This is a genomic window from Nonomuraea sp. NPDC023979 (assembly GCF_040639085.1).
In the GTDB taxonomy this organism is placed as follows: Bacteria; Actinomycetota; Actinomycetes; order Streptosporangiales; family Streptosporangiaceae; genus Nonomuraea; species Nonomuraea ceibae.
Genome location: NZ_JBEZZG010000018.1, coordinates 61562 through 86875, shown reverse-complemented (window position 1 = coordinate 86875; position 25314 = coordinate 61562). Strand labels below are relative to the sequence as shown.

24 protein-coding genes are annotated in these 25314 nt (G+C 73.5%); 17 read left to right on the top strand and 7 right to left on the bottom strand.

Annotated elements, in window-relative coordinates; translation table 11 throughout:
- Positions 1-161 precede the first annotated feature (161 nt).
- From AB0G11_RS28235 to AB0G11_RS28225, 3 genes are all read left to right on the top strand, one after another.
- On the top strand, positions 162-1046 hold the full coding sequence (locus AB0G11_RS28235; protein WP_357589477.1) for a Gfo/Idh/MocA family oxidoreductase: 885 nt from the start codon (positions 162-164) through the stop codon (positions 1044-1046).
- 82 nt (positions 1047-1128) lie between these two features.
- Positions 1129-2136, top strand: coding sequence for an NAD-dependent epimerase/dehydratase family protein (locus tag AB0G11_RS28230; RefSeq protein ID WP_219506676.1), 1008 nt, complete (start codon positions 1129-1131; stop codon positions 2134-2136).
- A 22-nt stretch (positions 2137-2158) separates the two neighbouring features.
- Positions 2159-3232: a dihydrodipicolinate synthase family protein gene (locus AB0G11_RS28225; protein WP_246645131.1), complete on the top strand. Its 1074-nt coding sequence runs from the start codon at positions 2159-2161 to the stop codon at positions 3230-3232.
- A gap of 7 nt (positions 3233-3239) precedes the next feature.
- Here the strand turns inward: AB0G11_RS28225 and AB0G11_RS28220 are convergent, their stop codons facing one another.
- Positions 3240-4475, bottom strand: coding sequence for a hypothetical protein (locus AB0G11_RS28220; RefSeq protein WP_357589475.1), 1236 nt, complete (start codon positions 4473-4475; stop codon positions 3240-3242).
- Between the two features lie 44 nt (positions 4476-4519).
- Between AB0G11_RS28220 and AB0G11_RS28215 the strand changes: the two genes are divergently transcribed.
- The 6 genes from AB0G11_RS28215 (at position 4520) to AB0G11_RS28190 (ending at position 10202) form a co-directional block, all read left to right on the top strand.
- Positions 4520-5668: a DegT/DnrJ/EryC1/StrS family aminotransferase gene (locus AB0G11_RS28215; protein ID WP_357589473.1), complete on the top strand. Its 1149-nt coding sequence runs from the start codon at positions 4520-4522 to the stop codon at positions 5666-5668.
- Positions 5669-5754: 86 nt separating this feature from the next.
- Entirely contained in the window at positions 5755-7002 is a 1248-nt protein-coding gene (locus tag AB0G11_RS28210; protein WP_357589471.1) for an extracellular solute-binding protein, read from the top strand.
- A 25-nt stretch (positions 7003-7027) separates the two neighbouring features.
- Complete coding sequence (locus AB0G11_RS28205) at positions 7028-7894, top strand: sugar ABC transporter permease (RefSeq protein WP_219506669.1); 867 nt, start codon at positions 7028-7030, stop codon at positions 7892-7894.
- A complete protein-coding gene (locus tag AB0G11_RS28200) occupies positions 7891-8751 on the top strand; it encodes a carbohydrate ABC transporter permease (protein ID WP_308125814.1) in 861 nt (286 codons plus the stop codon). Before AB0G11_RS28205 ends, AB0G11_RS28200 begins: the two co-directional genes overlap by 4 nt.
- A 10-nt stretch (positions 8752-8761) precedes the next feature.
- A complete protein-coding gene (locus AB0G11_RS28195; RefSeq protein WP_357589469.1) occupies positions 8762-9655 on the top strand; it encodes a dihydrodipicolinate synthase family protein in 894 nt (297 codons plus the stop codon).
- Positions 9648-10202 (top strand): NUDIX hydrolase, encoded by a 555-nt coding sequence (locus tag AB0G11_RS28190; RefSeq protein WP_308125812.1) that lies wholly within the window; start codon positions 9648-9650, stop codon positions 10200-10202. Before AB0G11_RS28195 ends, AB0G11_RS28190 begins: the two co-directional genes overlap by 8 nt.
- On the opposite strand, the gene AB0G11_RS28185 is transcribed toward AB0G11_RS28190, so the two are convergent.
- From AB0G11_RS28185 to AB0G11_RS28165, 5 genes are read right to left on the bottom strand one after another with little or no spacing between them, the layout of a single operon-like run.
- A complete protein-coding gene (locus AB0G11_RS28185; protein WP_219506667.1) occupies positions 10183-11193 on the bottom strand; it encodes a S66 peptidase family protein in 1011 nt (336 codons plus the stop codon). The two genes, AB0G11_RS28190 and AB0G11_RS28185, sit on opposite strands and share 20 nt — an antisense overlap.
- Before the next feature lie 23 nt (positions 11194-11216).
- Complete coding sequence (locus AB0G11_RS28180) at positions 11217-12080, bottom strand: NAD(P)-dependent oxidoreductase (RefSeq protein ID WP_219506665.1); 864 nt, start codon at positions 12078-12080, stop codon at positions 11217-11219.
- A 57-nt stretch (positions 12081-12137) separates the two neighbouring features.
- On the bottom strand, positions 12138-14087 hold the full coding sequence (locus AB0G11_RS28175) for a hypothetical protein (RefSeq protein WP_357589467.1): 1950 nt from the start codon (positions 14085-14087) through the stop codon (positions 12138-12140).
- A 54-nt stretch (positions 14088-14141) separates the two neighbouring features.
- A complete protein-coding gene (locus tag AB0G11_RS28170) occupies positions 14142-14852 on the bottom strand; it encodes an amidohydrolase family protein (RefSeq protein ID WP_357589465.1) in 711 nt (236 codons plus the stop codon).
- The gene (locus AB0G11_RS28165; RefSeq protein ID WP_357589463.1) at positions 14849-15613 is read right to left on the bottom strand and encodes an amidohydrolase family protein; all 765 of its coding nucleotides are present in this window, start codon (positions 15611-15613) and stop codon (positions 14849-14851) included. Before AB0G11_RS28165 ends, AB0G11_RS28170 begins: the two co-directional genes overlap by 4 nt.
- Before the next feature lie 86 nt (positions 15614-15699).
- Here AB0G11_RS28165 and AB0G11_RS28160 point away from each other — a divergent pair, with 86 nt between their 5' ends.
- The 7 genes from AB0G11_RS28160 to AB0G11_RS28130 all read left to right on the top strand — a co-directional run bounded on the left by AB0G11_RS28160 (position 15700) and on the right by AB0G11_RS28130 (position 23524).
- Entirely contained in the window at positions 15700-17670 is a 1971-nt protein-coding gene (locus AB0G11_RS28160) for a PQQ-binding-like beta-propeller repeat protein (RefSeq protein WP_357589461.1), read from the top strand.
- A 10-nt stretch (positions 17671-17680) separates the two neighbouring features.
- Positions 17681-18445, top strand: a complete 765-nt coding sequence (locus AB0G11_RS28155; RefSeq protein ID WP_357589459.1) for an amidohydrolase family protein — start codon at positions 17681-17683, stop codon at positions 18443-18445.
- Positions 18442-19161, top strand: coding sequence for an amidohydrolase family protein (locus AB0G11_RS28150; RefSeq protein ID WP_357589457.1), 720 nt, complete (start codon positions 18442-18444; stop codon positions 19159-19161). Before AB0G11_RS28155 ends, AB0G11_RS28150 begins: the two co-directional genes overlap by 4 nt.
- Positions 19158-20312, top strand: a complete 1155-nt coding sequence (locus tag AB0G11_RS28145) for a DegT/DnrJ/EryC1/StrS family aminotransferase (protein ID WP_219506651.1) — start codon at positions 19158-19160, stop codon at positions 20310-20312. Before AB0G11_RS28150 ends, AB0G11_RS28145 begins: the two co-directional genes overlap by 4 nt.
- Positions 20313-20658: 346 nt before the next feature.
- Positions 20659-22659, top strand: coding sequence for a PQQ-binding-like beta-propeller repeat protein (locus tag AB0G11_RS28140; protein ID WP_219506649.1), 2001 nt, complete (start codon positions 20659-20661; stop codon positions 22657-22659).
- A 43-nt stretch (positions 22660-22702) separates the two neighbouring features.
- Positions 22703-22837 (top strand): hypothetical protein, encoded by a 135-nt coding sequence (locus AB0G11_RS28135; protein WP_357589455.1) that lies wholly within the window; start codon positions 22703-22705, stop codon positions 22835-22837.
- A 9-nt stretch (positions 22838-22846) separates the two neighbouring features.
- A complete protein-coding gene (locus tag AB0G11_RS28130; RefSeq protein WP_219506647.1) occupies positions 22847-23524 on the top strand; it encodes a histidine phosphatase family protein in 678 nt (225 codons plus the stop codon).
- 3 nt (positions 23525-23527) lie between these two features.
- Here the strand turns inward: AB0G11_RS28130 and AB0G11_RS28125 are convergent, their stop codons facing one another.
- Positions 23528-24058, bottom strand: coding sequence for an AAA family ATPase (locus AB0G11_RS28125; protein WP_357589453.1), 531 nt, complete (start codon positions 24056-24058; stop codon positions 23528-23530).
- A gap of 77 nt (positions 24059-24135) precedes the next feature.
- Here AB0G11_RS28125 and AB0G11_RS28120 point away from each other — a divergent pair, with 77 nt between their 5' ends.
- Complete coding sequence (locus AB0G11_RS28120) at positions 24136-25299, top strand: CoA transferase (RefSeq protein ID WP_357589451.1); 1164 nt, start codon at positions 24136-24138, stop codon at positions 25297-25299.
- The last annotated feature ends 15 nt before the right edge of the window (positions 25300-25314 follow it).

Here is a 25314-nt window from a genome sequence, read left to right as displayed (position 1 = left end):
CCGGGCTCCTGTCGTCCGGCAGTCCACCCGGGCTCACTTCCGGTCCCATCGGCGATGGGCGGCAAGGAAAGCGTACCCGTCCGCGTACGCAGTGTCACCTGGGTTGCCGGGCTGTCATGATGGGCTGCGTTTCGTACCCTCTGACACTCTTGGAGCACGCCGTGCGCATCACTCTCGCCGGGCTCGCCACCAGCCATCCCTACACCGATGCCCGCACGCTGGCCCGGCATGCCGAGCTGGTGGTGTGGGAGCCGGACGCCGAGCGGTTGCGGCGCTTCACGGCGGAGCACCCGGGGGCGCGGGTGGCGGGGAGCCTGGCGGAGGCGCTGGAGCACGGCCCTGACGGGGTGGTGCTGACGGTGCCGAACCCGCAGGTGCCTGAGGCGCTGGCGGCGGTGCTGGAGACCGGGGCGGCGTGTTTCGTGAACAAGCCGGCGGCGGCGACGCGGGAGCAGCTCGACCGGCTGGACCGGCTGCCGATCCACGACCGGGTGATGTCGGGTTCGGTGCTGCGGTTCGCGCCGGCGTTCGCCGGGGTGAAGGCGGACGGGGAGGACGTGCTGTCGGTGCGCGCGACCGTACGGCATGACGTGGGCCTGTGGGCGACCGGCTACAACGCCTGGCAGGACACCCCGTCGGAGGGCGGCGGGACGCTGGTGACGATGGGCGTGCACGGGGTGGAGCTGCTGGTGGCGCTGCTCGGGCCGGGGGTGCGGCTGGCGGGGGCGGCGGCCGCGACGCGGCACTACGGGACGCTGCGGTCGGAGGACACCGGGGTGATGGCGCTGCGGTGGGACAGCGGGGTGACCGGCGTGGTCGAGGTGATCGGGGTGAGTGACGAGGAGCGCTACGGCGTGACCGTGCACCGCCGGGGCGGCGACGAGCACGTGGTGATCGAGGCGGGGGACGATCCGGTGCGGGGGCTCGGCTACGCGGGGACGATCGAGGCGTTCCTGGAGATGGCGGGCGGCGCGCCGAGCCCGGTGCCGTGGGCGGAGACGCGGGCGATCCTCGGTGTTCTGGTGGCGGCGCGCGAGAGCGTCTGACGTCGCGGCGCCGCCCGTTGACAGGCGGACTCCCTCACGGTTACGGTCTGGACCGTAAATAACGGACAGAGGGGGACCCCGCGTGCGGACGACAGCGGAACTCGAGGAGCGCCTGGCGCGCCCCAGCGCCGGCCTCGTGGAGGATCTCGGCAAGCTCGACGGCGACATCATGATCCTCGGCGCGGGCGGCAAGCTGGGCCCGAGCCTGGTGCGGCTGGCGCTGAACGCCACCCGGGGCGAGAAGCGCGTCATCGCCGTGTCGCGCTTCTCCGAGCCCGGCCTGGCCGACGCGCTCGCCGCCGAGGGCGCCACCGTGGTGAGCGCCGACGTGGCCGACGAGCGGGCGCTGGCCGGCCTGCCGGAAGCGCCGAACGTGGTGTTCCTGGTCGGGGCCAAGTTCGGCACGCAGGGGCGCGAGCACGCCACCTGGTTCACCAACACGTACCTGCCGGGCCGGATCGCCGAGCGCTTCCGTGACAGCCGCATCGCGGCGCTGTCCACCGGCAACGTCTACCCGCTCGTCCCCGTCACCGGCGGCGGCAGCGTCGAGGACGACCGGCCCGGGCCCGTCGGCGACTACGCGATGAGCTGCCTGGGCCGCGAGCGGGTGCTGACGCACTTCTCGGAGCTGCACGGCACCCCGATGGCGCTGATCCGCCTCAACTACGCCGTCGAGCTGCGCTACGGCGTGCTCGTCGACCTGGCGCAGAAGGTGCTCGCCCGCGAGCCCGTCGACCTGACGACCGGTCAGGTCAACGTCGTGTGGCAGGGCTACGCCAACGAGGTCACCCTCCGCTCGCTGCTGCACGCCGGCACCCCGCCGTACGTGCTCAACGTCACGGGCCCGGAGCTGATCTCCGTACGGCGGGCCGCGCTGGAGCTGGGCGCGCGGCTGGGCGTGGAGCCGGTGTTCACCGGCGAGGAGGCCCCGACGGCGCTGCTGTCGAACGCCTCGCGCTGCCACCGGCTGTTCGGCTACCCGGAGATCACGCCGCTGGAGCTGATCGACCACATCGCCCGCTGGGTGGCGGACGGCGGCCCGCTGCTGGGCAAGCCCACGAAGTTCGAACGCCGTGACGGCCGTTTCTAGCGCCGGCGGGACCACATCTTCCATGACAAGGGGGACAAACGTGCTCAGCACGGCTCCAGAGGCGCAGACGTCGGTGCGTGACCTGTTCAGGCGCGGGCTGGTGATCCCGGCGCACCCGCTCGCGCTCACACCCGGCAGGACGCTCGACGAGCGCCGCCAGCGCGCCCTGACCCGCTACTACATCGAGGCCGGCGCGGGCGGCCTGGCGGTCGGCGTGCACACCACGCAGTTCGCCCTGCACGGCACGGACCTGCTGCCGCCGGTGCTGGAGCTGGCCGCGCGCACAGCGGGCGAGTTCGAGCGCGAGGTGGTGATGGTGGCGGGCACGACCGGGCCCACCGCCCAGGCCGTGGCCGAGGCCGAGCTGGCCAGGTCGCTCGGCTACCACATGGCCCTGCTGAGCCCGTACGCCGAGCTCGACGAGGACGCGCTGGTGGAGCGGGCGCGGGCGGTGGGCGAGGTGCTGCCGGTGATCGGCTTCTACCTGCAGCCCGCCGTGGGCGGACGGCCGCTGTCGCGCGACTTCTGGACGCGGCTGGCCTCGATCGAGTCGGTCGTCGGCATCAAGGTCGCCCCATTCGACCGCTACCGCACGCTCGACGTGCTGCACGGCGTCGTGCGGGCCGGGCGCGCCGGCGAGGTCGCGCTCTACACCGGCAACGACGACCACATCCTGGCCGACCTCATCACCCCGCACCGGGTGGTGGTGGACGGGCGCGAGGTGGAGGTCGAGTTCGTCGGCGGGCTGCTCGGCCAGTGGGCCGTGTGGGTGCGGCGGGCGGTGGAGCTGCTGGAGGAGGCCGGGCGGGCCCGCGCGGGCGACGACGCGGCCACGCGCCGCCTGCTCACGCTCGACGGCCACCTCACCGACGCCAACGCGGCCATCTTCGACACGGCCAACGGCTTCCACGGCTGCATCCCGGGCATCCACGAGATCCTGCGCCGCCAGGGCCTGCTGGCGGGCCGCTGGTGCCTGGACCCGGCCGAGGAGCTGTCGCCGGGCCAGCTCGCGGAGATCGACCGGGTGTGGGCGGCCTACCCGTGGCTGCGCGACGACGACTTCGTCGCCGAGGGACTCGCCCGCTGGCTCGCCTGAAGCCGTGTCAGAGCGTCAGCCGGTAGAGGGTCAGCGGCCGCCCGCTGGAGCCGCTGGTCAGGTTGCCGGTGCGCTCGGCCAGACCGGCGAGCTCCAGCCGGTGCAGCATGCGGCGGGCGGTGCGCTGCTGGACCGCGAGCCGGTCGGCGATCTCCCGCGTGGTCAGCGGCTCGTCGCCGGCGGCGTCGCGGGCCTCCAGGAGCTTCTCCAGCGTGGGCACCGACAGGCCGACGCGGCGGGCGATGACCGACAGGTTCTGCTCGCCGGCAGGGCCTGTCGGCACCGACTCCAGCACGATGTCGGTGTCGGCGCGCAGCGACAGCACGGCGGCGACGTCGCCGATGCGGCGGGCGCGGGCCAGGGCGCGGCGGGCCAGGCTCTCGGCCTCGGCGGCGCTGCGGCCCAGGCCGAAGCCGACCCGCACCACCTGGTTCTGGCCGGCCAGGCGGGCCAGCAGGGGCAGCCCGGTGAAGCCCACGGTGGCGTCGTGCAGCGGCCCCCGGGTGGTGACGAGCAGGTGGGTGCCGCCCCGGAAGGCGGCGACGGTTCCGCCCAGGGCGGCGGCCTCGCGCAGCAGCCCCTCGTCGTTCTCCACCTCGATGAGGCCGAGCGCGATCTGCGCGTCCTCCTGCGCCTGCCCTTCGGCGGTGAGCAGGAGCTGGCGCAGCGCGACCCGCACCGAGTGCGTGGAGGGGGCCAGCCGCAGCACGTGCGGGTCGTCGCGCAGCGCCTCGTAGACGGAGCTCAGGCAGGTGATCACCGGGTGGGCGGGGCCGCGCCGGTGGAAGGCGATGGCCTTCTTCGACGTCATCTCCGGCCGGTAGGGCAGCGTGCGGAGCTGCTCGGTGGGCAGCCCCGCCTCGGCGAACGTGGCGGTCACGTCGGCCGCCGACAGCGTGTCGATGGACAGCCGGGTCACGTCCACGCCCCGGTGCTGGAGCCGGACGAGGGCGCTGAGCAGCGTCGCGCCGGTGTAGTCGACGAACGCGGCGGGGCGGGTGAGCGCGTCGGCGTCGCGGGAGAGCATGTACGGCACGATGCCGGTGAACAGCCAGCCCTCGACGGAGGTGGCGTGCGCCTCCACGATCGCGGGCGCCTGCGACTCGTGGTCGTAGTCGAGCCGCAGGGCGCTCAGGCCCGGCTGCTCCTCGCAGGTGGCCGCGACCTGGTCGACCAGATCATGCGGACCGACGACACCGATGACGATCGCCACCCACGTCTCCCTCTCGCTATTAACGGTCAAGACCGCAATCGTATCCTGTGAGGTGCTCTGTGAAGTTCCCGTCCATGGCAGAGGCGGCCGGCCGCACGCTCGGTGACGAGGAGGTGGCGGCCGTCGAGCGGGTGATCCGCTCGGGCATGCTCAACTCCGTCTGGGGCACCGAGGCGCGGGCGCTCGAACGCGAGATCGCCGGCATGCACGGCGTGCGCCACGCGATCGCGTGCAGCTCGGGCACCGCCGCCCTCCATCTCGCGGTCGTGGCCGCAGCGCCGGATCCCGGCGACGAGATCATCACGACGCCGATCACGGACTTCGGGACTGTGGCCCCCATCTTGGCGCAGAACGCCGTTCCTGTCTTCGCCGACGTCGATCCCGCCGACGGCAATCTCGACCCGGACGCCGTCGCGCGCCTCATCGGGCCGCGGACCAGGGCGATCATGGCCGTGCACTTGTTCGGCGCCCCGGCCAGGGTGGACGAGCTGCGCGCGCTGGCGGACGCGCACGGGCTCGCGCTGATCGAGGACTGCGCCCAGGCGTGGCTGACCGAGCTGCCCGCCGGGCCGGGGGAGAGGCGGCCCGCCGGGACCGTGGGCGACGTGGCCTGCCTGAGCCTGCAGCAGTGGAAGCACATCACCTGCGGCGACGGCGGGCTCACGCTGACCGACGACGACGAGCTGGCCCGGCGCATGCGGCTCTTCTCCGACAAGGGCTGGGACCGGGCGGCGGGCCGCTCGCACGCCGCGTTCGGCCTGAACTACCGCATGAGCGAGCTCCAGGCCGCCGTGGCGCGCGCCCAGCTCGCCAAGCTGCCCGGGGTGGTGGCCGACCGCCGCGCGACGGCCCTGCGGCTGCTGGAGGCCCTGGAGGGCCTGGAAGGGGTACGGCTGCCGCGCCCGGAGGGCCACGCCTGGTGGCTCTTCCCCGTCGTGCTGCCCGGGGGCGGCGCGCCGGAGCTGGCCGCCCGGCTGCGGGAGGCCGGGATACCGGCGCGGGCCGGATACCTGGACGAGCCGCTCAACCGCGCGCCCGTATGGCAAGGGCCGATATACGGGTCGTCTCGCTACCCTTTGGAGGGGTACGTCCCCCGCGCGTGCCCCGAGGCCGAGCGGCTGGTCGCCGAGACGCTGCTGGTCATCGACTGGAACGAGAACTACACCCCCGATCACGTCACCCTCATCGCCCAGGAAATGCTGAAATTTCGGCCCGCCCCGTAGTCACGGTCAGGTATCAGGGATTGACCGCGCCGAGTACGCGTTACTAGGTTTCGGTCAGGACCGGTATTAACGAAAGGATGCCGCCGATGAGGAAGACAACGGCCCTGGGCGTCGCGCTCGCGCTGAGCGTCGCCGCCGCCGGGTGCGGATCGTCGTCCGACGGGTCGGACAAGAGCACGGTGACCCTCTGGATGTACCCCGTCATCGGCGACCAGGCCAAGAGCCAGGCGTTCTGGGCGAAGGTCGAGAAGGACTTCGAGGCGAAGAACCCGGCGATCGACGTCACCGTCGACCAGCAGCCGTGGGAGGGCCGCCAGGAGAAGGTCACCACCGCTCTCGTCTCCAAGAAGGGCTTCGACCTGGTCGTCCTCGGACCCGACCAGATCCCGCAGTACGCCCAGCAGGGCACCATCGAGCCCGTCGACGACGTGGTGGCCGCCGACAAGGCCGCCTACCTGCCCAACTCGCTCAGCGCCCTGACCGTCGACGGCAAGCTCTACGGCGTCCCGATCTACCAGACGATCACCGCGCCCATCTACAACAAGAAGCTGTTCGCCGAGGCGGGCGTCGAGAAGGTCCCCGAGACGCTGGACGAGCTCAAGGCCGCCGCGCCCAAGCTGGCCGCCAAGAAGGTCGCCGTCCTCGACTACCCCGGCAAGCCCGAGGTCAGCCTGAACCAGAGCTTCTACCCCATCCTGTGGGCCAACGGCGGCACCGTCTTCGCCGCCGACGGCAAGAGCGTCGCCTTCAACGGCCCGGAGGGCGTGGCGAGCCTGCAGCTCCTGCTCGACCTCAAGGCCGCCGGCGGCCTGCCGGAGAACGCCGCCAGCAAGGGCAACGACATCGAGGGCGGCGCGCTGGCGTCCGGCAAGTCCGCCATGTACCACGCGGCCACCGCGCTGCAGGCCGTCCAGCTCGGCACCGCCATCGGCGAGGAGAACGTCGGCATCGGCCTGCCGCTGGAAGGCAGCAAGCGGGTCGCCTTCGGCATCCCCGGCGGCGTCGTGCTCGCCAAGCACGCCGAGAACAAGGACGCCGCCAAGAAGCTCGCCGGCTACCTGGCCTCGCCCGGGGTCGCCGCCGAGCTGGCCAAGGAGTCGGGCTTCTTCCCCGCCCGCACCGACGTCACCGTGCCCGGCCAGTCGGAGTCGGCCAAGGAGTTCGCCAAGTCCCTGGAGTACGCCTTCCCCGGCGACACCCACCCGCAGGCCCGCCAGGTCATGGGCCTCATCGCGCCGCACATCCAGGCCGCGCTGCTCGGCCAGGAGGACGCCAAGACGGCACTGGACAAGGCCGCCGAGGAAGCCGACGCGCTGCTGAGCAGCGGCGGCTGAAGCGGCTGAACGAGAAAGGAACGCCGTGCGACATCGCTTGCGTGACCCGGTCACCGGACTGCTGTTCGTCCTGCCCGTGCTGGTGCTCTTCCTGATCTTCCGGATCTTCCCCTCGCTCGGGGCCGTGGGCATGAGCCTGACGAACTGGAACGTCAGCGGCGACTGGAGTCTCATCGGCGCGGACAACTACGCCAGGCTGTTCGAGGACGTCAACTTCTGGCGCAGTCTGCGGGTCACGCTCGTGTACGCGGCCGTCTACGTGCCGCTCACCCTCGTGGTGGCGCTCGGCACGGCGTTGCTGCTCAACCGGGTGGTGTTCATGCGCGGCCTGTTCCGCGGCATGCTCTTCCTGCCGTACGTGACCAGCTTCGTGCTCGCGGGCGTGCTGTGGCGCTGGATCTACGAGTTCGACGGGCTGATCAACGGCCTGATCGGCAAGCTGGACCTCGGCCCGGTGGCCTTCCTGGAGGAGGCGTCGCTGGTGCTGCCCGCGCTGGCCGTCGTGTCGGTGTGGAAGGGGTTCGGCTACTCGATGCTGATCCTGCTGGCCGGGCTCAAGTCCATCCCGGCCAGCTACCTGGAGGCGGCCACCGTCGACGGGGCGGGCTCCTGGCAGAAGTTCCGCCGCATCACGCTGCCGCTGCTCAAGCCGACGCTCTTCTTCGTTCTGATCATCGAGACGATCAGCGCCTTCCAGGTGTTCGACACCATCTACGTGATGACCGGCGGCGGCCCGGCGCGGGCCAGCTACACGCTCATCTACGGCATCTACGACCACGGCTTCCGCTTCTTCGACTTCGGGTACGCGGCCACGTGGGGCGTGGTGCTGTTTGCGATCGTGCTGGTCGTGTCGCTGATCCAGCGCCGCTTCCTGGACCGGGGGAACACGTGACCATCACCGCCACCAGGCCGCTCACCCGCGAACGGGCCGCCGGACGGCCGCCCAGGCGCCGGGCGAGGTGGCCGCTCGCCGCCCTGCTGGCCGTGCTGTCGCTGCTGACGGTCGCGCCGTTCCTGGCCATGTTCGTCGTCGCGCTGTCGCCGGCCGGGCGGCCCACGCTGCCCGCCCAGTGGCCCGAGTCGCTGACGCTGGACAACCTGACCGCGGTGCTGTCGGCGTCCGGGTTCGTGGAGTGGACGGTCAACTCGATCGTCTACTCCGTCGTGTCGGTCGTGATCATCCTGCTCACCGCGTCGATGGCCGGCTACGCGTTCGCCAAGAAGCGCTTCCCGGGCCGCGACGCGATGTTCTGGACGTTCCTGGCGACGATGATGGTGCCGTTCCAGGCGACGCTCATCCCCACGTTCGTGCTGGTCAACAGCCTGGACGGGGTCGACACGTTCTGGGGGCTGATCGTCCCGACGCTGGCCAACTCCCAGGCCGTCTTCCTCATGCGGCAGTTCATCATGGGGCTGCCGGACGAGCTGTTCGACGCCGCCAAGGTCGACGGCGCCTCCGAGCTGCGCGTCTACCTGACGATCGTGGTGCCGCTGACCAAGCCGATCATGGCCACGCTGGGCGTGTTCGTGTTCCTGTGGCACTGGAACGACTTCCTGTGGCCGCTGGTCGTCGGCCAGAGCGACGCCACCCGGACGCTGACCGTCGGCCTGGCGGGGCTGCGTACCGAGGAGATGCAGCTGACGATGCTCATGTCGTCGGCGACGATCTCGGTGATCCCGTGCCTGCTGGTGTTCTTCCTGTTGCAGCGGTACCTGGTGAACAGCATCGCGATGACCGGATTCAAATAGGCTCCCTTCCGTGGATGAAACGGCACAAGCGCTTCGGGATCGGCTCCACGGCACCCTCATCGCCGCCGCGGCCACCCCCATGACGGCGACCGGCGAGGTGGACCCGGACGTCGTGACCCGCTACCTGGCGGGCCTGGTCGAGGACGGCGCGGGGGCCCTGGCGGTCCTCGCCCACACGGGCCGCGGCCCGTACCTCCCCCCGGCCACCCGCGCCACCGTGATCGAACGCGCGGTCGCCACCGGCGTCCCCGTCCTGGTCGGCGTGGGCGGCGGGCCGGCGCGCGACGACCCGGGGGAGCAGGCGCGCGTCGCGGCGGCGCTGGGCGCGGCCGGCGTGCTGGTGTTCCCCGAGGAGGGGGACCGGCTCGCCCGGCACGAGCACGTCTGGCGGGCGGCCCGGCTGCCCATGATCGCCTTCGACCTCTACACCCGCCCCTGCCCGCCCGAGACGCTGCGCGACCTGCTCGCCCACCCGGGCGTGGCGGGGCTCAAGACGGCCCTGCTGTCCGACGCCATGGGCTGCCAGCTCGCCATCGCGCTCACCAGGGACGCCGACCGGCTCGCGATCACCGGCGAGGACCGCATGTTCGGCCCCTCGCTCCTGTGGGGCGCCCAGGCGGCCCTGGTCGGCATCGCCGCCGCCCACGTCGGCCTGACCGCCGCCGTCCTGCGCGCGTTCGAGGGCACCGACCTGCGCGCCTTCCACGAGGCGTCCGCCCGCCTCGACCGGCTGGCGGCGGCCACGTTCACCGCCCCGATGGAGGGCTACGTGCAGCGCATGCTCTGGCTGGCCGCCGCCGAGGGCCGCATCCCCGCAGCCCACGCCGCCGACCCCTACGGCCCGCCGCTGCCCGGCGGCGAACGCGCCGCCGTGCTGGACGCCCTGGCGGCCGGCCGTGCCTGACCCCCGGCCGGACACGATCCGGCAGCTGTCCAGCAAGGTCGTCTACGACAACCCGTGGATGACGGTCCGCGAGGACCAGGTCGAGCGCCCCGACGGCACCCGGGGCATGTACGCCTACGTCGACAAGCCCGACTTCGTGCTGGTCGTCCCGATGGAGGACGACGGGTTCCACCTGGTCGAGGAGTACCGCTACCCGATGCGCCGCCGCTCCTGGAGCTTCCCCCAGGGCACGGCGACGGCAGCCAGCCGGGAGGAGGAGGCCAGGATCGAGCTGGCGGAGGAGACCGGGCTGCGCGCCGCGAGCTGGACCCTCCTCGGCGCGCTCGACAACGCCCACGGCCTGGTCAACCAGCAGCTGTACGTCTACCTCGCCACGGAGTTGCGCCGCGGCCCGGTCAACCGGGAGCACACCGAGCAGGACATGCTGCACCGGTGGGTGAGCCGCGCCGAGTTCGAGCGGATGATCCGCGCCGGCGAGATCAGCGACTCCAGCTCGGTCGCCGCCTACACCCTGCTGAGGATGGGGCTCACGCCAGGGTCTGGGTGACCTCGTCGCGCTCGGCGGTGTGGGTGACGACCGCCCGCGCGCCGTTGACCAGCGGCAGGTACGGCGGCACGTGGCCGCACTCGACGTCGGCCACGATGGGCACGCCGAGCCCGCCGAGCGCGTCGAGCACCGCCTCGTGCTGGGTGAGCGTGCGCAGCCCGGGAGCGCGGGTGCGGCCGACGAGGATCGCGGTGGCGCCGTCGAAGAAGCCGGCCAGCCGCATCCCGTGCAGGTTGCGGCAGATGGTGCCCGCGTCGTGCTCGCACGCCTCCACGTACACGATCAGCCCGTCGCCGGCCAGCGGCGCGGTGTCGAGGTAGGGCGTCCCGGCGAGGTTGCAGAGCATCTCGACGCAGCCGCCGATCAGCCGTCCCTCCGCCCGGACGTCGCCGTCGCCGTCCAGCCGGGTCCACCGGCCGGGCGTGTCGAGGGTGAACTCGTCGGAGCCGGGCGCGTTCTGCCAGTCGTCGAAGCCCTGCGCCCGGTAGCGGCCCGGCGGGGTCTGCGTGAACGTCGCGCCGGGCGGCATCGCCACGATGTCCAGCCAGCTCGCCAGCCCGTCGGGCACCCGGTAGGGGGTGTCCATCAGGTTGTTGCCGTGGACGGTCGCGACGCCGGTCAGCAGCGTCAGCGGGGTCAGGATCGTGGTGTTGTCGGAGTAGCCCACCAGCCAGGTCGGCTCGGCCTGGCGCAGCGCGTCCCAGTCGAGCAGCGGCAGCAGGTCGATGCAGGTGTCGCCGCCCCACGGCGGCACGATCGCCCTGATCGACGGGTCGGTGAGCATGTCCGTCAGCTCGCGGGCCCGCTCGGGGGCGGGCGCGCTGACGTGACCGGAGCCGTCCATGCAGGCGCCGACGACCACCTCGTAGCCGCGCGCCTCGACGGCGTGGATCGCGACCTGGAGGCGGTCGTTCAGGCTCTTGTCGACGCCGCTGGACGGTGAGGTGACCCCGACCCGGTCACCGGGCCGCAGGGGAGACGGATATCGCATCTCCGTTAACTAGCACGTACGCATCAGTCGAAACTAGCGAAATATGTGGCGGACATGTCCTCGTCGCCGTGGCCCTGGGCGTCGGCGCGGCGGAAACGCTCGCGGGCGGCGGCCACCACGTCCAGCCGGACGCCGGCCTCCCGGCCCGCCTCGACGATCAGGCCGGTGTCCTTCTCGGCGTTGCGCACGGTGAAGCTCGGCTCGAAGGAGCCGTCGAGGATCGCCCGCGACTTGACCTGGAAGTAGGCGCTGTCCATCGGCCCGCCCACGATCACCTCGCGGACCAGCTCGGGGTCCACGCCGAGGCCCCGGGCCAGGGCCAGCGACTCGGCGACGACGGCCGTCAGCGAGATGCCGAAGCTCACCGTGGCCATCTTCAGCCGCGACCCGGCCCCGGAGGCGCCGTCCTCGTCCAGCCAGAGCGTGCGCTGCCCGAGGGCGGCGAAGACCGGTTCGAGCGCCTGCCTGGCCTGTCCCGGCCCGGCGGCCAGGATGATCAGCGTGCCCTGCTCGGCCGGCTGCTTGGTGCCCTGCACGGGCGCGTCGACGAACGTCAGCCCGTGTGCCGCGGCCAGCTCCGCCAGCCGGGCCACGCCGCCGACGCCGACCGTGCTCATCTGCGCCCACACCTGCCCGGCGCGCAGCCCGGGGGCGGCGGCGGACACGGCGTCGTGGACGGCTCCGGCGTCGCTCAGCATCGTGATCACGACGTCGGCGCCGTCCACGGCCTCGGCCGGCGTGCCCGCGACCACCGCGCCCGCCGCCTCCAGCGGCTGCGCCTTCTCCCGCGTGCGGTTCCACACGCGGACGGGCAGGCCCGCCGCGAGCAGGTTGGCCGCCATGGGCGCACCCATGATCCCCGTTCCGAGCACTGCGACGCCGGTCATGTTCTCCCCCAGATCACGACTTCACCTCTACGGTAACCGGGCCCGGAACGGCGCTGGTCAGCGGCTGCCGTCGATGGCGATCCGCACCAGGTTGCGGCCCTTGACCCCGTACAGGGCGAGCCGGGACGGGTCGAGCGCCAGCTTGGGCTCGCCGCCGAACCACTGCCCCGCCAGCCCCTCCACGATCGGCTTCGCGGTGAAGGCGCGCAGGTCGACCTTGTAGACCTTGTCGCCGTCGGTGCAGTACGCCACCCGGCCCACCACGTGCAGGTCGCCGCCCTTCGAGCCGGTCTTGAGCGTCCGGGTGACCTTCCGGGCGCGCAGGTCCCACTCGAAGACGACGCCCGTGTTCGTCATCCCGTACAGGTGGCGGGGGCCGAGCGCGAGCGCGGAGATGTAGCGGGCGCCCGGGACGGGCTCGGCCTCCCACAGCAGCTCGCGCGCCGCCAGGTCGTAGGCGGCCAGGCGGGCGGTGGTCGTGACCGGCGGCAGGCCCAGCCCCTCCTGGGTGAGCGTGCCGAGGTAGGCGGTGCCGCGCCGGGTGACGACCGAGTAGACGGTCTGGCGCTCGACGGCGGGCCGCTGCGTCGCGTACGCGCCGGTGCGCGGGGCGTAGAAGGACAGGGCGCCGTTCATGTGGCCGGGCTCCGGCTGGGTCGGCATGACGAGCAGGCCGGTCCTGGCGTCCCAGGCCAGGTCGCGCGGGCGGTCCTGCTGGTTGCCGGTGCGCGCCAGCAGGGTCGCCTCGGCGTCGCCGGCCCGGTGGGAGTAGAGCGCGGCCTGGGTGTAGACGCCGATGTAGGTGGTGCCGTGGACGGTGATCATGGTCTTGGGTTCGCCGGGGATGGCCAGCCGGGTGGTCTCGCCGGTGGCCAGGTCGTGGATGTCGGCGCCGCTCTTGCCGCCCACGTAGACGCGCTCGCCGTCGGAGTGGACCGACATCGGCTCCTCGGCGGCGGCCCGGAAGCCGCGCTGCACCAGGTTGCGGTAGTCCAGCGAGCCCGTCGCCGGGTCGTAGACGAACACCGCGTTGTCCTGGACGCCGTACACGCGGCCCTCGTGGGCCAGGATGCGGTGGGTGGCGGCCTCGAAGTACGGCACGCCCAGCACCTCCAGCTCGCCGGTGTCGAGCCGGGCCCGGTAGAAGGTGCCGGTAGGGCGGCCGGCGAAGTAGGCGTAGCCGTCGTGGATCAGCACCGAGACGATGTACTTCTCGCCCGGGGCGGTGGCCTTGACGACCTTGTAGTCGGACGGGTCCGCCTTGTTCAGGATGACCAGCTCGGCGAGCGAGTTCATGCCGCCGGCGATGTGGGTGGCGGAGACGCTCAGGCTCGACACCCAGTCGCGGTCGGCCAGCTCGGGCGGCAGCAGGTCGCGCCGCTCCCCGGTGGCCCGGTCGATCGCGATCAGGTGGGCGTTGGCGCCGACGCCCGCGTAGACGTGGGTCTCGTCGGCCTGGATGCCGCGCACGTACGCCTCGCCGGGGGCCGCCTCGCCCAGGTCGCGGCCGGCGCCGGTGGCCGGGTCGTACTCCTTGACCTTGCCCGGCTCGGAGGTGCCCAGGTAGACCTTGCCGTCGGGGGAGGCGGCCAGGGTCCAGATGAAGTGGTCCGGGTAGGAGGCGACCTTGGTGACGGTGCCCGCGACGGTGTCGAGCTTGTAGAGGTCGGATCGGGAATGGGTGCCCACGTACACGTCGGTGCCGACCCGGCACATCGCCCAGACGCCGATGCCGGTGGGGATGTCGAAATGGGCGGTGACCGAATCCTGGGCGAGGTCGTAGGCGCCGACCACGTTGGGCGACAGGCCGCGCGAGCCGGCGTAGAGCACGCCGCCGACGATCTCGGCGTTGCCCAGCGGGCTGGCGACGCTGGCGGGGCCCAGGTCGGTGAGGGTTCCTTCGGGAGGTGCGGCGGCGTGGGCGGCGGTCGCTGGCGTCAGGGCGGGCAGCGCGGCGGCCGCCGTGGACGCGGCGGCCACCTGCAGGAAACGACGGCGGGGGATCATGTGCGGCTCCTGGGAAGGTTTGGCCGCACGCTATAACGGGCTGGTCCGTAATGTCTAGATCGAGAACAGCTCCGCCGCGTTGCGCCACGCGACCCGCTCGGCCGTCAGGCCCGTGAGCCCCGCCGCCGCGACCGCCCCGAACGCCGAGGACGGGTCGATCAGCGTGGCGTCCGTGCCGAACAGCAGCTGCCGGTCGTCCACCGCCGCCACCACCTCGGCGATCCGGCCCGCCGGGGCGTGCGACCAGCACGGCTCCAGGTAGAGCCGGTCGCAGCCGCGCGCCGCCTCGATCGCGTAGCGGTGGCCGTCGGCGCCCATGTGCCCGGCGATGACCCGCAGGCCCGGGACGTCCAGGCACACCTGGGCCAGGTCGAGCACCGAGGGCCCCCACGTGTGCACGAGCGCCGGCAGCCCCGCCTCGGCGGCCAGCTCCAGCGCGGCCCGCATCCGCGGCGAGGTCACCGGCGAGCCCGTGTAGTCCGTGTGGATCTTGACGCCGACCCACGGCCCGGTCAGGTCCCGCAGGTCCTCGGCCGCCTCGCGCAGCCGCCGCGGGTTGATTGTGACGTACCCGTGGAGCCGGTCCTGCCCCTCCAGCACCTTCGCCAGCGCCCGGTTGCCCGCCTGCGCGTCGTAGATGACCGCCTCGGTGGCCGACACGATCGCCTTGCCGATGCCGTAGCGGTCCATGGTGGCCAGGCTCGCCCCGGCCACGTCCATGGTGAAGAACCACGGCCCCCAGTGCGCGTGCACGTCGATGATCATGCCAGCAGCCTCCTCGCGTTGCCTCCGGCCACGGCCTCGACCTGGGCCGGGTCCAGCCCGCTCGTCGCCAGCCTGAGCAGCGGCACGATCGGCTCGTAGTGCGGCGCGCGGGTGCCGTGCAGCAGCCGCTCCACGCCCAGCTCGGCGGCGACGGTCTCCAGCGCGTCGGGGGAGTTGAGCAGCCGCGTCGAGGTGTGGAACCCGGGCTCCTCCAGCGCGGCCACCAGGAAGTCGCCCAGATGGTAGAAGTGCGTGTCGAGGAAGACGACCCGGGCGCCGATCCCGGCGAACGGCTGCCAGAAGCGGCGCACGTCGCCGCCGGTCAGCACCACCAGCCCGAGCTCCGCCGCCCGGCGGGCGACGTGGCGCACCGACGGGAACGACGCGTCCACGCCCTGCTCGTCCGGGAACAGCCGCACCGCCCGCACCCCGGCCCCGGCCAGCCGGTCGAGCTCGCGCCCGGCGCCGAGCGCGTCACGCAGGTCCACGGCGCCCACGGGCAGCCACCGTGACTCGGCGGCCAGGGCCAGCACCTCGTCGTTGCCCTGCCGTACGTCGAACAGGGCGGCCCGCAGGCTCGCGACCGCGCCGGCGCGGGTGCGGTGGCCGGCCAGGAGCCCGCCCACCGACTCCGGCGTGCCGGGCGGGCCGTCGCGGTCGGGGAAGGCCCCGACGAGCACGTCCACGTCGAGCGTCACCTCCAGGCCGCCGATCAGGCTCCAGGCGTCGAACGGTATTGCGGGCTGTTCCTCAATCGTCATGCGCGTCATCATGCCATTGACTAACCGCGCTCATATAGTTACGGTCTGGGCCAAAATCAGGCACAAATGAACGTGAGGTGGCCGGCGTGCTCCGATCCCTGCTCGTCGTGGTGGCGGGCCTGTTACCCGCGCTCGTCTCTCCCGGGGCCGCATCCGCCGCCCCCTCCCGCTGTGGCGACCCCGCCGTCACCACCTACGGCCCGGCCTCCGTCACCGCCGCCATCGTCGGCGCCGCCGTGCACGAGGGCCGCGCCTACGTCGTCAGCCGCGGCCCCAAGCCGCCCGTGATCGCCGAGATCGACCTGGCCACCCGCAAGGTCGTCAGGAGCGCCACGCTGCCCGACGGCCCCGCCGACGGCGAGCCCGAGGGCGGCTGGGCCGTCGCCGTGTCCGGCGGCAAGGTCTACGTCGGCACCTACCCCGTCCCCGACCTCTACAGCTTCGACATCGCCACCGGCGAGGTGGCCCATCTGCACTCCTTCGGCAAGGTCGGCGGCTTCGTGTGGAGCCTGGCCGCGGCCCCCGACGGCACGCTGTACGCCGGCACCTCCTCCGACGGGCGGGTGTGGGAGTACGTCCCCGGCACCGGCGCCGTCCGCCGCTACGGCGTGCTGGCCCAGGGCGAGCACTACGTGCGCGCCGTGGCCGCCGACGACCGCTACGTCTACGCGGGCCTGCTGGAGAAGAAGCTGCTCGTGCGGGTCGACCGCGTCAGCGGCGAGGTCACCCGGCTCGCCGAGGCCGGCGCCGCGTTCGGCGTCGTCACCCTCAACGGCGACCGCGTGGTGGCCGCCGCCGGGCCCGAGCTGATCGACGTCCGCAAGGACGGCACCGACCTGCGGCGGGTCACCGTCGAGACCGGGCTGCTCGACGCGCTCACCCCGGCCGCCGACGGCTCCGTCTACGCCGCCTCCCGCCCCGACGGCGCCGTCCACCGCTACCGCACCGGCGACAGCGCGCTCACCCGGGTCGCCGCCCCGCCCTCCTACGGCGACGAGACCCGCCTGCTCCACGTGACCGGCGAGAACGCGGTGCTGTCGTTCGCCGGCAGCGGCGGCCTGTGGGCGCTGGACGGCGGCACCGGCGCGGCCGAGTTCACCGACCTCATCGACGCGGGCATGCCGGCCGGCGCCGAGCGCACCCAGAGCATGGTGCTCGTCCCCGGCCGCGCCGTCTACGCCGGTGGCCACTTCGCCCTCGACATCCGCGACCTGCGCACCGGCGAGCAGCGCAGGATCCGGGTCCCCGGCGAGCCCAAGGCCATGGTCAGGGCGGGGGACAAGGTCTACGCCGCCATGTACCCCACCGGCGAGATCGTCTCCGTCGACGTGCGCACCGACGAGGTCCGCAGCCTCGGCTACCTCGGCCACGACCAGAAGCGGCCCTGGGACATCGAGTACGACCCGCGCACCGGCAAGCTCCTGGTCGCCACCTCGTCGCTGTCGGCGAGCGTCCCCGGCGCGCTGTCGGTCGTCGACCCGCGGACCGGCGCCAAGGACGTGTACGCCGGCGTCATCCCCGGCCAGAACCTCATGAGCCTGGCCCTCGACGAGGAGCGGGGCGTCGTCTACCTGGCCGGCGACGTGTTCGGCACCAGCACGCCGACGGCCTCCGTCGCCGCCTTCGACCTGGCCCGCCGTACCGTCCTCTGGCAGGCCGACCCGATGCCGGGCCACCGCACCTTCCAGGACGTCAAGCTGCACAAGGGCCTGCTGTACGCGTCGTTCAAGCGCGAGTCGGGCGCCTGGATGGCGATGGACCCCGAGACGCGGCAGGTCGTGCGGCAGGGCACGATCTCCGGCTACGGTGAGCTGACCACGCACCGGGGCCGCCTGTTCGCCTCGGTCTTCCGGGGCGGCGGCAACGCCTACGAGCTCGACGCCGGGCGCGGGGCCACGCTGCTGGCCACCGGGCTGGGTGACGAGTGGCACACCAATCCGCAGCTCCACTTCGAGCCCGGCTCCTGGAACGCCTGGGCGATCGTGGGGCGTGACCTGGCCCGCGTCCGGCTCGACCCGCGCTGCCCGCCCTTGACGCTCCCCGCCGGCACGTCGTAGGTTTCGGTCTGTGCCGAAATTGATCGTGGACGCCCACCGGCTGGCCGGTCCCGTGCCGTTCGACGACCTGCCGGTGGACCCGCGGCCCGACCTGGACCGCCTGGGCATCGACCGGGCCCTCGTGACCCACACCCTCAGCCTCTACTCCGACGCCGAGGCGGGCAACGACGCCCTCTTCGCGCTGTCAGACCCCCGGCTCGAACCGGTGCCCGTCGTGGTGCCGGCCGTGCCGGGGGCGTGCACCCCCGCCACGCCCGCCGCCGTGCGGGCGTGGGGGGCGCGCATGGTGCGGCTCTGCCCCGAACGGCACCGGTTCGACCTCACCGGCCCGATCGCGCTCCGCTGGCTCGCCGCCCTCCGCGACGGCGCTCTCCGCGACGGCGATACGGGGAGTGACGCCGGGCCGGGACGGCCGCCCGTCGTCGCCGTCGACCTCGACGAGACCAGCCCCGCCCAGCTCCGCACCCTCGCCGACCGGCTGCCCGGCCAGCGGATCCTCGTGCTGAACCCCGGCTACCGCCGCCTGCGCGCGCTGGCCGAGCTCATGGCCGAGGCGCCGGACGTCTGGGTGGAGAGCGGCACCGTCAACACCCAGGGCGGCGTGGAATGGCTGGCCGAACGGTTCGGAGCCGAGCGGCTGGTGTTCGGCACCGGCGCCCCGGTCGCCGACGACTGCGGCCCGCGCTTCCTGCTCGACCACCTCGACCTCACGCCGCACGAGACCGACCTGATCGCCGCCGGGTCCCTCGCCGCGCTGCTCGGAGACCGCCGATGATCCTCGACGCGCACGGCCACGTCGGCACCTGGCCCGACTTCCTCATCCCCGACCCCACCGCCGAGGGCCTGGTCGCCACCATGGACCGGCTCGGCGTCACCGCCGTGGGCATCAGCCACCTGCTCGCCGTCGGCCCCGACGCCGAACGCGGCAACCGGCTCGCCCAGGAGGTCGCCGCCCGCCACCCCGGCCGGTTCGGCGTCTGGCAGGTCTACAACCCCCACCACCGCACCCCGCTGGTCACCGACGGCGTGTGGGGCGTCAAGCTGCACCCCGACGTCCACCAGTGCCGCCTCGACGACCCCCGCTACGAGCCCGTCTGGCGGCTCGGCCTGCCGGTGCTCGCCCACGGCCAGACCGACTCGCCGTGGAGCGACCCCGCCCAGTTCGCCACCGTCGCCGCCCGGCACCCGGACGTGCCGCTCCTCATGGGCCACACCGGGCTGTGGCCGAACGGCTTCGCCCGCGCCGCCCGCCTGGTGGCGGACCACCCCAGCGTCCACCTGGAGGTGTGCGGCTCCAAGTCGACCGGCCGCTGGATCGCCCGCCTGGTGGAGCTGGCCGGGGCCGGACGTGTCGTGTTCGGCACCGATGCCTGCTTTCTCGACATGCGCCTCGGCTTCGGCCGCCTGGCGCTCGCCCCGCTGTCCGACGCCGACCGCGCCCTCGTCCAGGGCGGCAACCTGGCCCGCCTGCTCGGGAAGGGACTCCCATGACACTCGCCCTGCACGGCGGCACCCCCGTGCGCGCCACCCCGTGGCCCGCCTGGCCGCCGCCCCTCGACGCCGCCCAGCGCGAGCTCGTGACCGGCGTGCTGGACAGCGGCCTGTGGGGCGCCACCCAGGGCGGCTCCCTCGTCGCCGACCTCACCGCCGCGTTCGCCCGCGCCGCCCGCGTTCCGTACGGGGTCGCCGTCGGCAACGCGACGCTGGGCCTGTTCGCCGCGCTCAAGGGCCTGGGCGTGGGCCGGGGCGACGAGGTGATCGTGCCCGCCTACACGTTCGTCGCCTCGGCCACGGCGGTGCTGCTCGCGGGCGCCGTCCCGGTGATCGCGGACGTCGACCCGGAGCACCTGCACCTGTGCCCGCGCGCCGTGGCCGGGGCCGTCACGCCGCGCACCGCCGCCGTCATGCCCGTCCACCTGGCCGGCAGCCCCGCCGCCATGGACGAGCTCGCCGCCGTGGCCGCCCGCCACGGCCTCGCGGTCGTCGAGGACGCCGCCCAGGCCCACGGCGCCGCCTACCGTGGCCGCCCGGTCGGCGGGCTCGGCGACGCCGGCGTCTTCAGCTTCCAGTCCAGCAAGGCGATGACCGCGGGGGAGGGCGGGATGATCGTCTGCCGGGACGAGAGCGCGTACGAGGCCGTCTGGTCGGTGTGCAACGTCGGCCGCCGGCTCGGCGGCCAGTGGTACGGCCACCCGTCGGTGGGCTGGAACCTGCGGCTCACCGAGATCCAGGCCGCGCTCCTGCTGCCGTGGCTGGACCGCCTCGACGGCGAGCTGGCCCGCCGCGACGCGTTCTGCGCGGCGCTCACGGCCGAGCTGGCGCACCTGCCGGTGAGCGCCGTGCCCGCGCCGGAGGGGACCACGCGCGACTCGCGGCACCTGCTCATGCTGCGCGTCGAGGCCCCGGTGGACCGGGACTTCCTGCTGGCCGCCATGGCCGCCGAAGGGGTGCCGCTGGACGCCGGCTACCCGCCGCTGGGCGGCATGGACGCGCTCACCGCCGAGGGGGCGCGCGCCGAGCCCTGCCCGGCCGCCGAGCAGGCCGCCCGCGACGTGGTGTGGGTGCGCCAGTCGATGCTCATGGACGATCCGGCCCGCGCCTCCGACATCGCCGAGGCGCTGGCCAAGGTGCTGTCGGCCTAGATCCGCCGCAGGAGCTCGGCCGCTTCACGGATGTGGCGGTCGCCTCCGCCGGGCGCCGCGAGCCGTACCGGATCACCGGGGACGGCCGCGACGCGCTGCGCGAGGAGGTCGCCGACCTGGTCCGCTCCCGGCCCGCGCGGCCGCGCACGGTGCTCGGCCCGTGCGGCCGCGCACGGTGCTCGACCTGGCGCGGCGGCGTTCGCGGCGGCGGTGTCGGCCGGCGCGCTGGTGGCGGTGATCGCGCTCGGGCACCGCCGGGCCGTGCCGGAGCTCCAGGAGATCTATATTCGGCCCCAACCGTAACCGGAGTATTGACGGGAAAACCGTTCCTTCCTAGGTTTCGGTCATGACCTTAATCAAGCGAGCGTTCGCCGCCGCCGTGGCCGCCGTGGTGCTGGCCGCGCCGGCCGCCCCCGCGCACGCCGATGACCGGCTCACCGACCTGGGGGTGCCGCTGCAGGACGTGCTGCTCCTCGGCGGCACCGTCGCCCCCGGACCCGGCGGCACGCCCGTGCTCTGGGCCGCCTCCTCCGGGGCCCCGGCCCACCTCAACGCCGTCGACCCCGCCACCGGCGCCGAGGTGACCCGGCTCGACCTGCCCGGCGCCGCCGGAGCCTGGGCGGTGGACGCCACGCCCGACGGCAGCGTCTACGCCGGCACCTACGGCGACGGCCGCCTCTACCGCTGGACCCCCGGCGGCGGCGTCACCGACCTGGGCCGCCCGATCGCCTCGGAGAACTTCATCTGGTCCGTGGCCGCCGGCGAGGGCGCCACCGTCTACGGCGGCACCTACCCGGGCGGACGCCTGTTCGCCTACGACCCGGCCACCGGCGTGCGCGACTACGGCAAGCTGTCGCCGTCCCACTCCTACGTCCGCAGCGTCTCCTACGCCGACGGCAAGATCTACGCGGGCACCGAGAACCCGGCCGCCCTGTTCGAGGTCGACGCCGCCTCCGGCGCGGTCCGCCGGCTGCCGGCCCCGCCCGGCATCGACCTGACGGACCGGTGGGCCTACGACGTCGACGTGGAGGCCGGCTACCTGTACGTCCGGCTCGGCAGCGCGTTCCCGGCGCCGCTGCACGTGTGGGACATCGCGGCCGGCGCCTGGGTGGACGCGCTGGAGACGGCCCACGGCCTCGACGTGTCGCCACCCGACGACGAAGGCAGGGTCTACTTTGTAAAGGCGGGCGAGCTGGTCAGGTACGACCCGCGCACCAAGGCCGTCACGCCGACGGGGATGCCGTTCGTCGGCCGGGTGGCCAACACGCGCGGCATCGGCTGGGCCGAGCTGGGCCTGCCCGACTACCCGGGCAAGAGCCTGGTGGGCCTGCTGTGGCGCGGCATGATGTTCCGCTACAACCCGCAGACCGGGGCCAAGTCGTTCGTCCAGTCCGGGATCAAGGGCGAGCCGATCGACGTCACCGCCATCGCCGACGGCCCCGACGGGCGCGTCTACACCGGCGGCTTCCTCAACGGCGGCTTCGCCGCCCTGGACCCCGGCACCGGCGAGAGGGAGGAGTTCCACACCTTCTCCCAGACCGAGGCGCTGGCGACGCACCGGGGCAAGCTCTACGTCGGCGCCTACCCGGACGCCCGCCTCTACGCCTACGACCCGGCGCTGCCCTGGAACAGCCCCGAGTACTCGCCCAGCCCCGAGCCCGGCCCGGCGCCGAACCCGGCCAGGCTCGCGGACTTCGCCGCCGACAAGCAGATCAGGCCCCGCGCCCTGACCTCCGCCGGTAAGTACCTGGCCGCAGGCACCATGCCCGACCTGGGGCACCTCGGCGGCGTCCTGGCCCTGTGGGACCCGGAGACCGGCGCGCTCAAGCACGCCGAGCGCAACGTGGTCAAGGACCAGAGCATCGTCTCGCTCGCCTACCGCGACGGCGTCCTGTACGGCGGCACCTCCATCTACAGCGGTCAGTCGGCGACCGAGCCCACCCAGCCGGAGGCCAAGCTGTTCGCCTGGTCGGTCAGGCACGACAAGCTGCTGTGGGAGATCGTCCCGGCCCCCGGCAAGCCCGCGATCCCGGCGCTGACCTTCGACGACCGCGGCCGCCTGTGGGGCATCGCGGGCGGCGAGGTGTTCGGCGTGAACGTCCACGCGCGCAAGGTGGTCGACCGCCTCACGCTCTCCGCCAGCTCCAGCTCCGGCGGCCAGCTCGCCTTCAACGCCGCGGACAGGCTCCTGTACGGGGCGCACGCGGGCAAGGAGGCGTTCACCCTCGACCCGAGGACGCTGGCGCGGGCCGTGATCAAGCAGGGGCCGGTGCACCACCTGGCGGTGCACCGGTCGGGAGACGTGTACTTCGCCGAGGGTCCGAAGCTGTTCCGCTACCGGCCCTGAGCCTAGGATCGATCCCGGACCCAGCCTGCCGGGAGGACCGCCGTTGGACGTCGTCCCCTTCGACAGCGCGCCGGCCGAGCCCGCCGGCCGGCTGCTCGCCGACGCGCACCCGGGCGAGCCGGGGCGTGGCGGGCTCGACCCGGCGGCGGCCCGGCGCCGGCACTTCCGGGCGGAATGAGGGGGCGCGATGCACGCCACGGGACCGTCGCGGATCATCGCGGTGCGGCACGGCGAGAGCGAGGCCAACCTGGCCTACCGGGAGGCCGGTGACGAGCCGCTGGTCTACGGGCGGGGCGACGACGAGGTCACGCTGACGCCGCTCGGCAGGGAGCAGGCCGCGGCGCTCGGCGCGCTGCTGGCCGCGCTGCCGGAGGAGGAGGCGCCCGACCTGGTCCGCTGCTCGCCCTTCCGGCGGGCGCTCGACACCTGGGCGATCGCGCGCCGGGTGTGGGGCGCCGATCCGCCGGTGACGGTGGACGAGCGGCTGCGCGACCGCGGCAGGGGAGAGCTGGGCCGCTACAACGAGGCGGCGATCGCGCTGCGCCGCCCGGAGGAGCTGGCCCGGCTGCGGGCCGAGGGCGAATACCGCTACCGGCCGCCCGGCGGGGAGTCGTTCGGCGACGTGGCCGCCCGCGTCCGTGACTTCCTGGCGGGCCTGCGCGGGCGGGCCGACGGGCGGCGGGTGCTGATCGTGGCGCACGACGCGGTGGTGCTGGCGCTGCGCCACGTCATCGCCGAGGCGCCCGACGCCGATCTGGCGGAGCTGGACGCGTTCACGCCGATCCGCAACGGCTCGGTCTCCACCTGGCACACGGTCGGCGGCCGGCTGACGCTGCTTGACTTCAACGCCGGGGGCCACCTGTAGGGGTCAGGTGGTGACGATCTCGTCGGCGCGCGCCCGGGTGCCGTCGGCGGCGAACCACGCCTCCTCCTTGGCGAACCACGTCCGCCAGCTCGGCTCCAGGTGGGCGCCGTCGCGCGCCAGCACCCGGCGCAGCCGGACGTCCTCGTCGGCCTCGACCCAGACGGTGAAGGCGAGCAGGTGGGCGGCCGACGCCCTGGCGGTGCCGACGCCCTCGATGATCAGCGTGGGGGCGACCGGCACCACGATCCGCCCGGTGTAGGCGGCCCGTACCCAGTCGTAGCGCCGGAAGGCGCCGGGGCGGCCCTGGCCGAGCGGGCGCAGGACCTGCTCGTCGAGGGCGGCGAACCAGGTTTCCGGGCCGTCGTCCCAGTGCACGGGGAAGTCGTCGCTGTGCACCACCTGGCAGCCGAGCGCGGCGGCGAGCGCGCCGGCGAACGTGGTCTTGCCGGAGCCGGCCGGACCGTCGACGGCGACGACGCGGACCGGGCCGCACGACGGTGGGCGTTCGAGGACGCGCCGGGCCAGGGATTCCACGCACTCAGGGTAGGAGGAGACTGGAGTGCGGAGGCGAGGAGATATGCTTCCGCTTCCGAACCGGCTGGAGGTTGATCTTGCGCGGACCCCTGGGTGACATCGTCGTGCTCGACCTTTCCAGGGCCCTCGCGGGCCCGCACGCCGCGCAGATGCTCGGCGACCTGGGCGCCAGGGTCATCAAGGTGGAGCACCCCGACGGGGGAGACGAGTCGCGGGGGTGGGGACCGCCGTTCGTCGGCCCGGACGAGGAAATTTCGACATATTTCCTGGCGGCGAATCGTAACAAGCAGTCCATCGCCGTGGATTTGAAGTCCGACGCGGGCAGAGACCTCGTCGAACGGCTGGTCCGCCGCAGCGACGTGCTGGTGGAGAACTTCCGCACCGGGGTGCTCGACCGGCTGGGCCTGCCGGTCGAGCGGCTGCACGAGCTCAACCCTCGCCTGGTCGTCCTGTCCATCACCGGGTTCGGGCACGACGGCCCCGAGGGCGGCCGGCCGGGATACGACCAGATCGCGCAGGGGGAGGCTGGGCTGATGTCGCTGACCGGGCCGCCCGGGGAGCCCCACCGCGTGGGCGCCTCGGTGGCCGACCTGCTGGCGGGCATCCACGGTGCGTACGGGGTGGTCGCCGCCCTGTACGAGCGCGAGCGCACCGGCCGGGGCCGGGTCGTGCGGACGTCGCTGCTGGCGGCGGTCACCGGCGTGCACTCCTACCACGGCACCGCCTGGACCGTCGGCGGGCGGGTGCCCGCGGCGGGCGGCAACCACCACGCCACGATCGCCCCCTACGGAGCCTTCCGCTGCGCCGACGGCATGCTGCAGATCGCCGCGGCGAACGACGGCCAGTGGAAGAAGGTCGCCGCGCTACTCGACATTGACCCTGATATGGCGAAATATGCGACCAACAGGGACCGATTCACGCACCGGGATGAGCTGATCGCCGACATGGAGAAGGCCCTGGCCGCCCACGACCGCGCCCACTGGCTGGCCAGGCTGGGAGAGGCCGGCGTGCCCGCGGGCGCGATCCGGTCCATCGACGAGGTCTACGCCTGGGAGCAGACCCGCTCGCAGGGCCTCGTGGTGGAGGTCGACCACCCGGTGCTCGGCCCCATCGAGCTGCCGGGGCCGCCGCTGCGCTTCGACGGCCTCGACGGCGTGAGACACACGCCGCCCCCGGCCCTCGGCCAGGACGGCGACGCGGTGCTGCGCTGGCTCACGGAGCTCGAAGAGCGGGAGCGATGACGGCGATCCGGCGGC

What these genes read in the sequence shown, in the direction of transcription:
- AB0G11_RS28225 (WP_246645131.1), top strand. Translation starts at nt 2,159, where the DNA reads ATGACAAGGGGGACAAACGTGCTCAGCACGGCTCCAGAGGCGCAGACG.
- AB0G11_RS28215 (WP_357589473.1), top strand. Translation starts at nt 4,520, where the DNA reads ATGGCAGAGGCGGCCGGCCGCACGCTCGGTGACGAGGAGGTGGCGGCC.
- AB0G11_RS28210 (WP_357589471.1), top strand. Translation starts at nt 5,755, where the DNA reads ATGAGGAAGACAACGGCCCTGGGCGTCGCGCTCGCGCTGAGCGTCGCC.
- AB0G11_RS28185 (WP_219506667.1), bottom strand. Translation starts at nt 11,193, where the DNA reads ATGCGATATCCGTCTCCCCTGCGGCCCGGTGACCGGGTCGGGGTCACC.
- AB0G11_RS28180 (WP_219506665.1), bottom strand. Translation starts at nt 12,080, where the DNA reads ATGACCGGCGTCGCAGTGCTCGGAACGGGGATCATGGGTGCGCCCATG.
- AB0G11_RS28175 (WP_357589467.1), bottom strand. Translation starts at nt 14,087, where the DNA reads ATGATCCCCCGCCGTCGTTTCCTGCAGGTGGCCGCCGCGTCCACGGCG.
- AB0G11_RS28170 (WP_357589465.1), bottom strand. Translation starts at nt 14,852, where the DNA reads ATGATCATCGACGTGCACGCGCACTGGGGGCCGTGGTTCTTCACCATG.
- AB0G11_RS28165 (WP_357589463.1), bottom strand. Translation starts at nt 15,613, where the DNA reads ATGACGATTGAGGAACAGCCCGCAATACCGTTCGACGCCTGGAGCCTG.
- AB0G11_RS28150 (WP_357589457.1), top strand. Translation starts at nt 18,442, where the DNA reads ATGATCCTCGACGCGCACGGCCACGTCGGCACCTGGCCCGACTTCCTC.
- AB0G11_RS28145 (WP_219506651.1), top strand. Translation starts at nt 19,158, where the DNA reads ATGACACTCGCCCTGCACGGCGGCACCCCCGTGCGCGCCACCCCGTGG.
- AB0G11_RS28140 (WP_219506649.1), top strand. Translation starts at nt 20,659, where the DNA reads ATGACCTTAATCAAGCGAGCGTTCGCCGCCGCCGTGGCCGCCGTGGTG.
- AB0G11_RS28130 (WP_219506647.1), top strand. Translation starts at nt 22,847, where the DNA reads ATGCACGCCACGGGACCGTCGCGGATCATCGCGGTGCGGCACGGCGAG.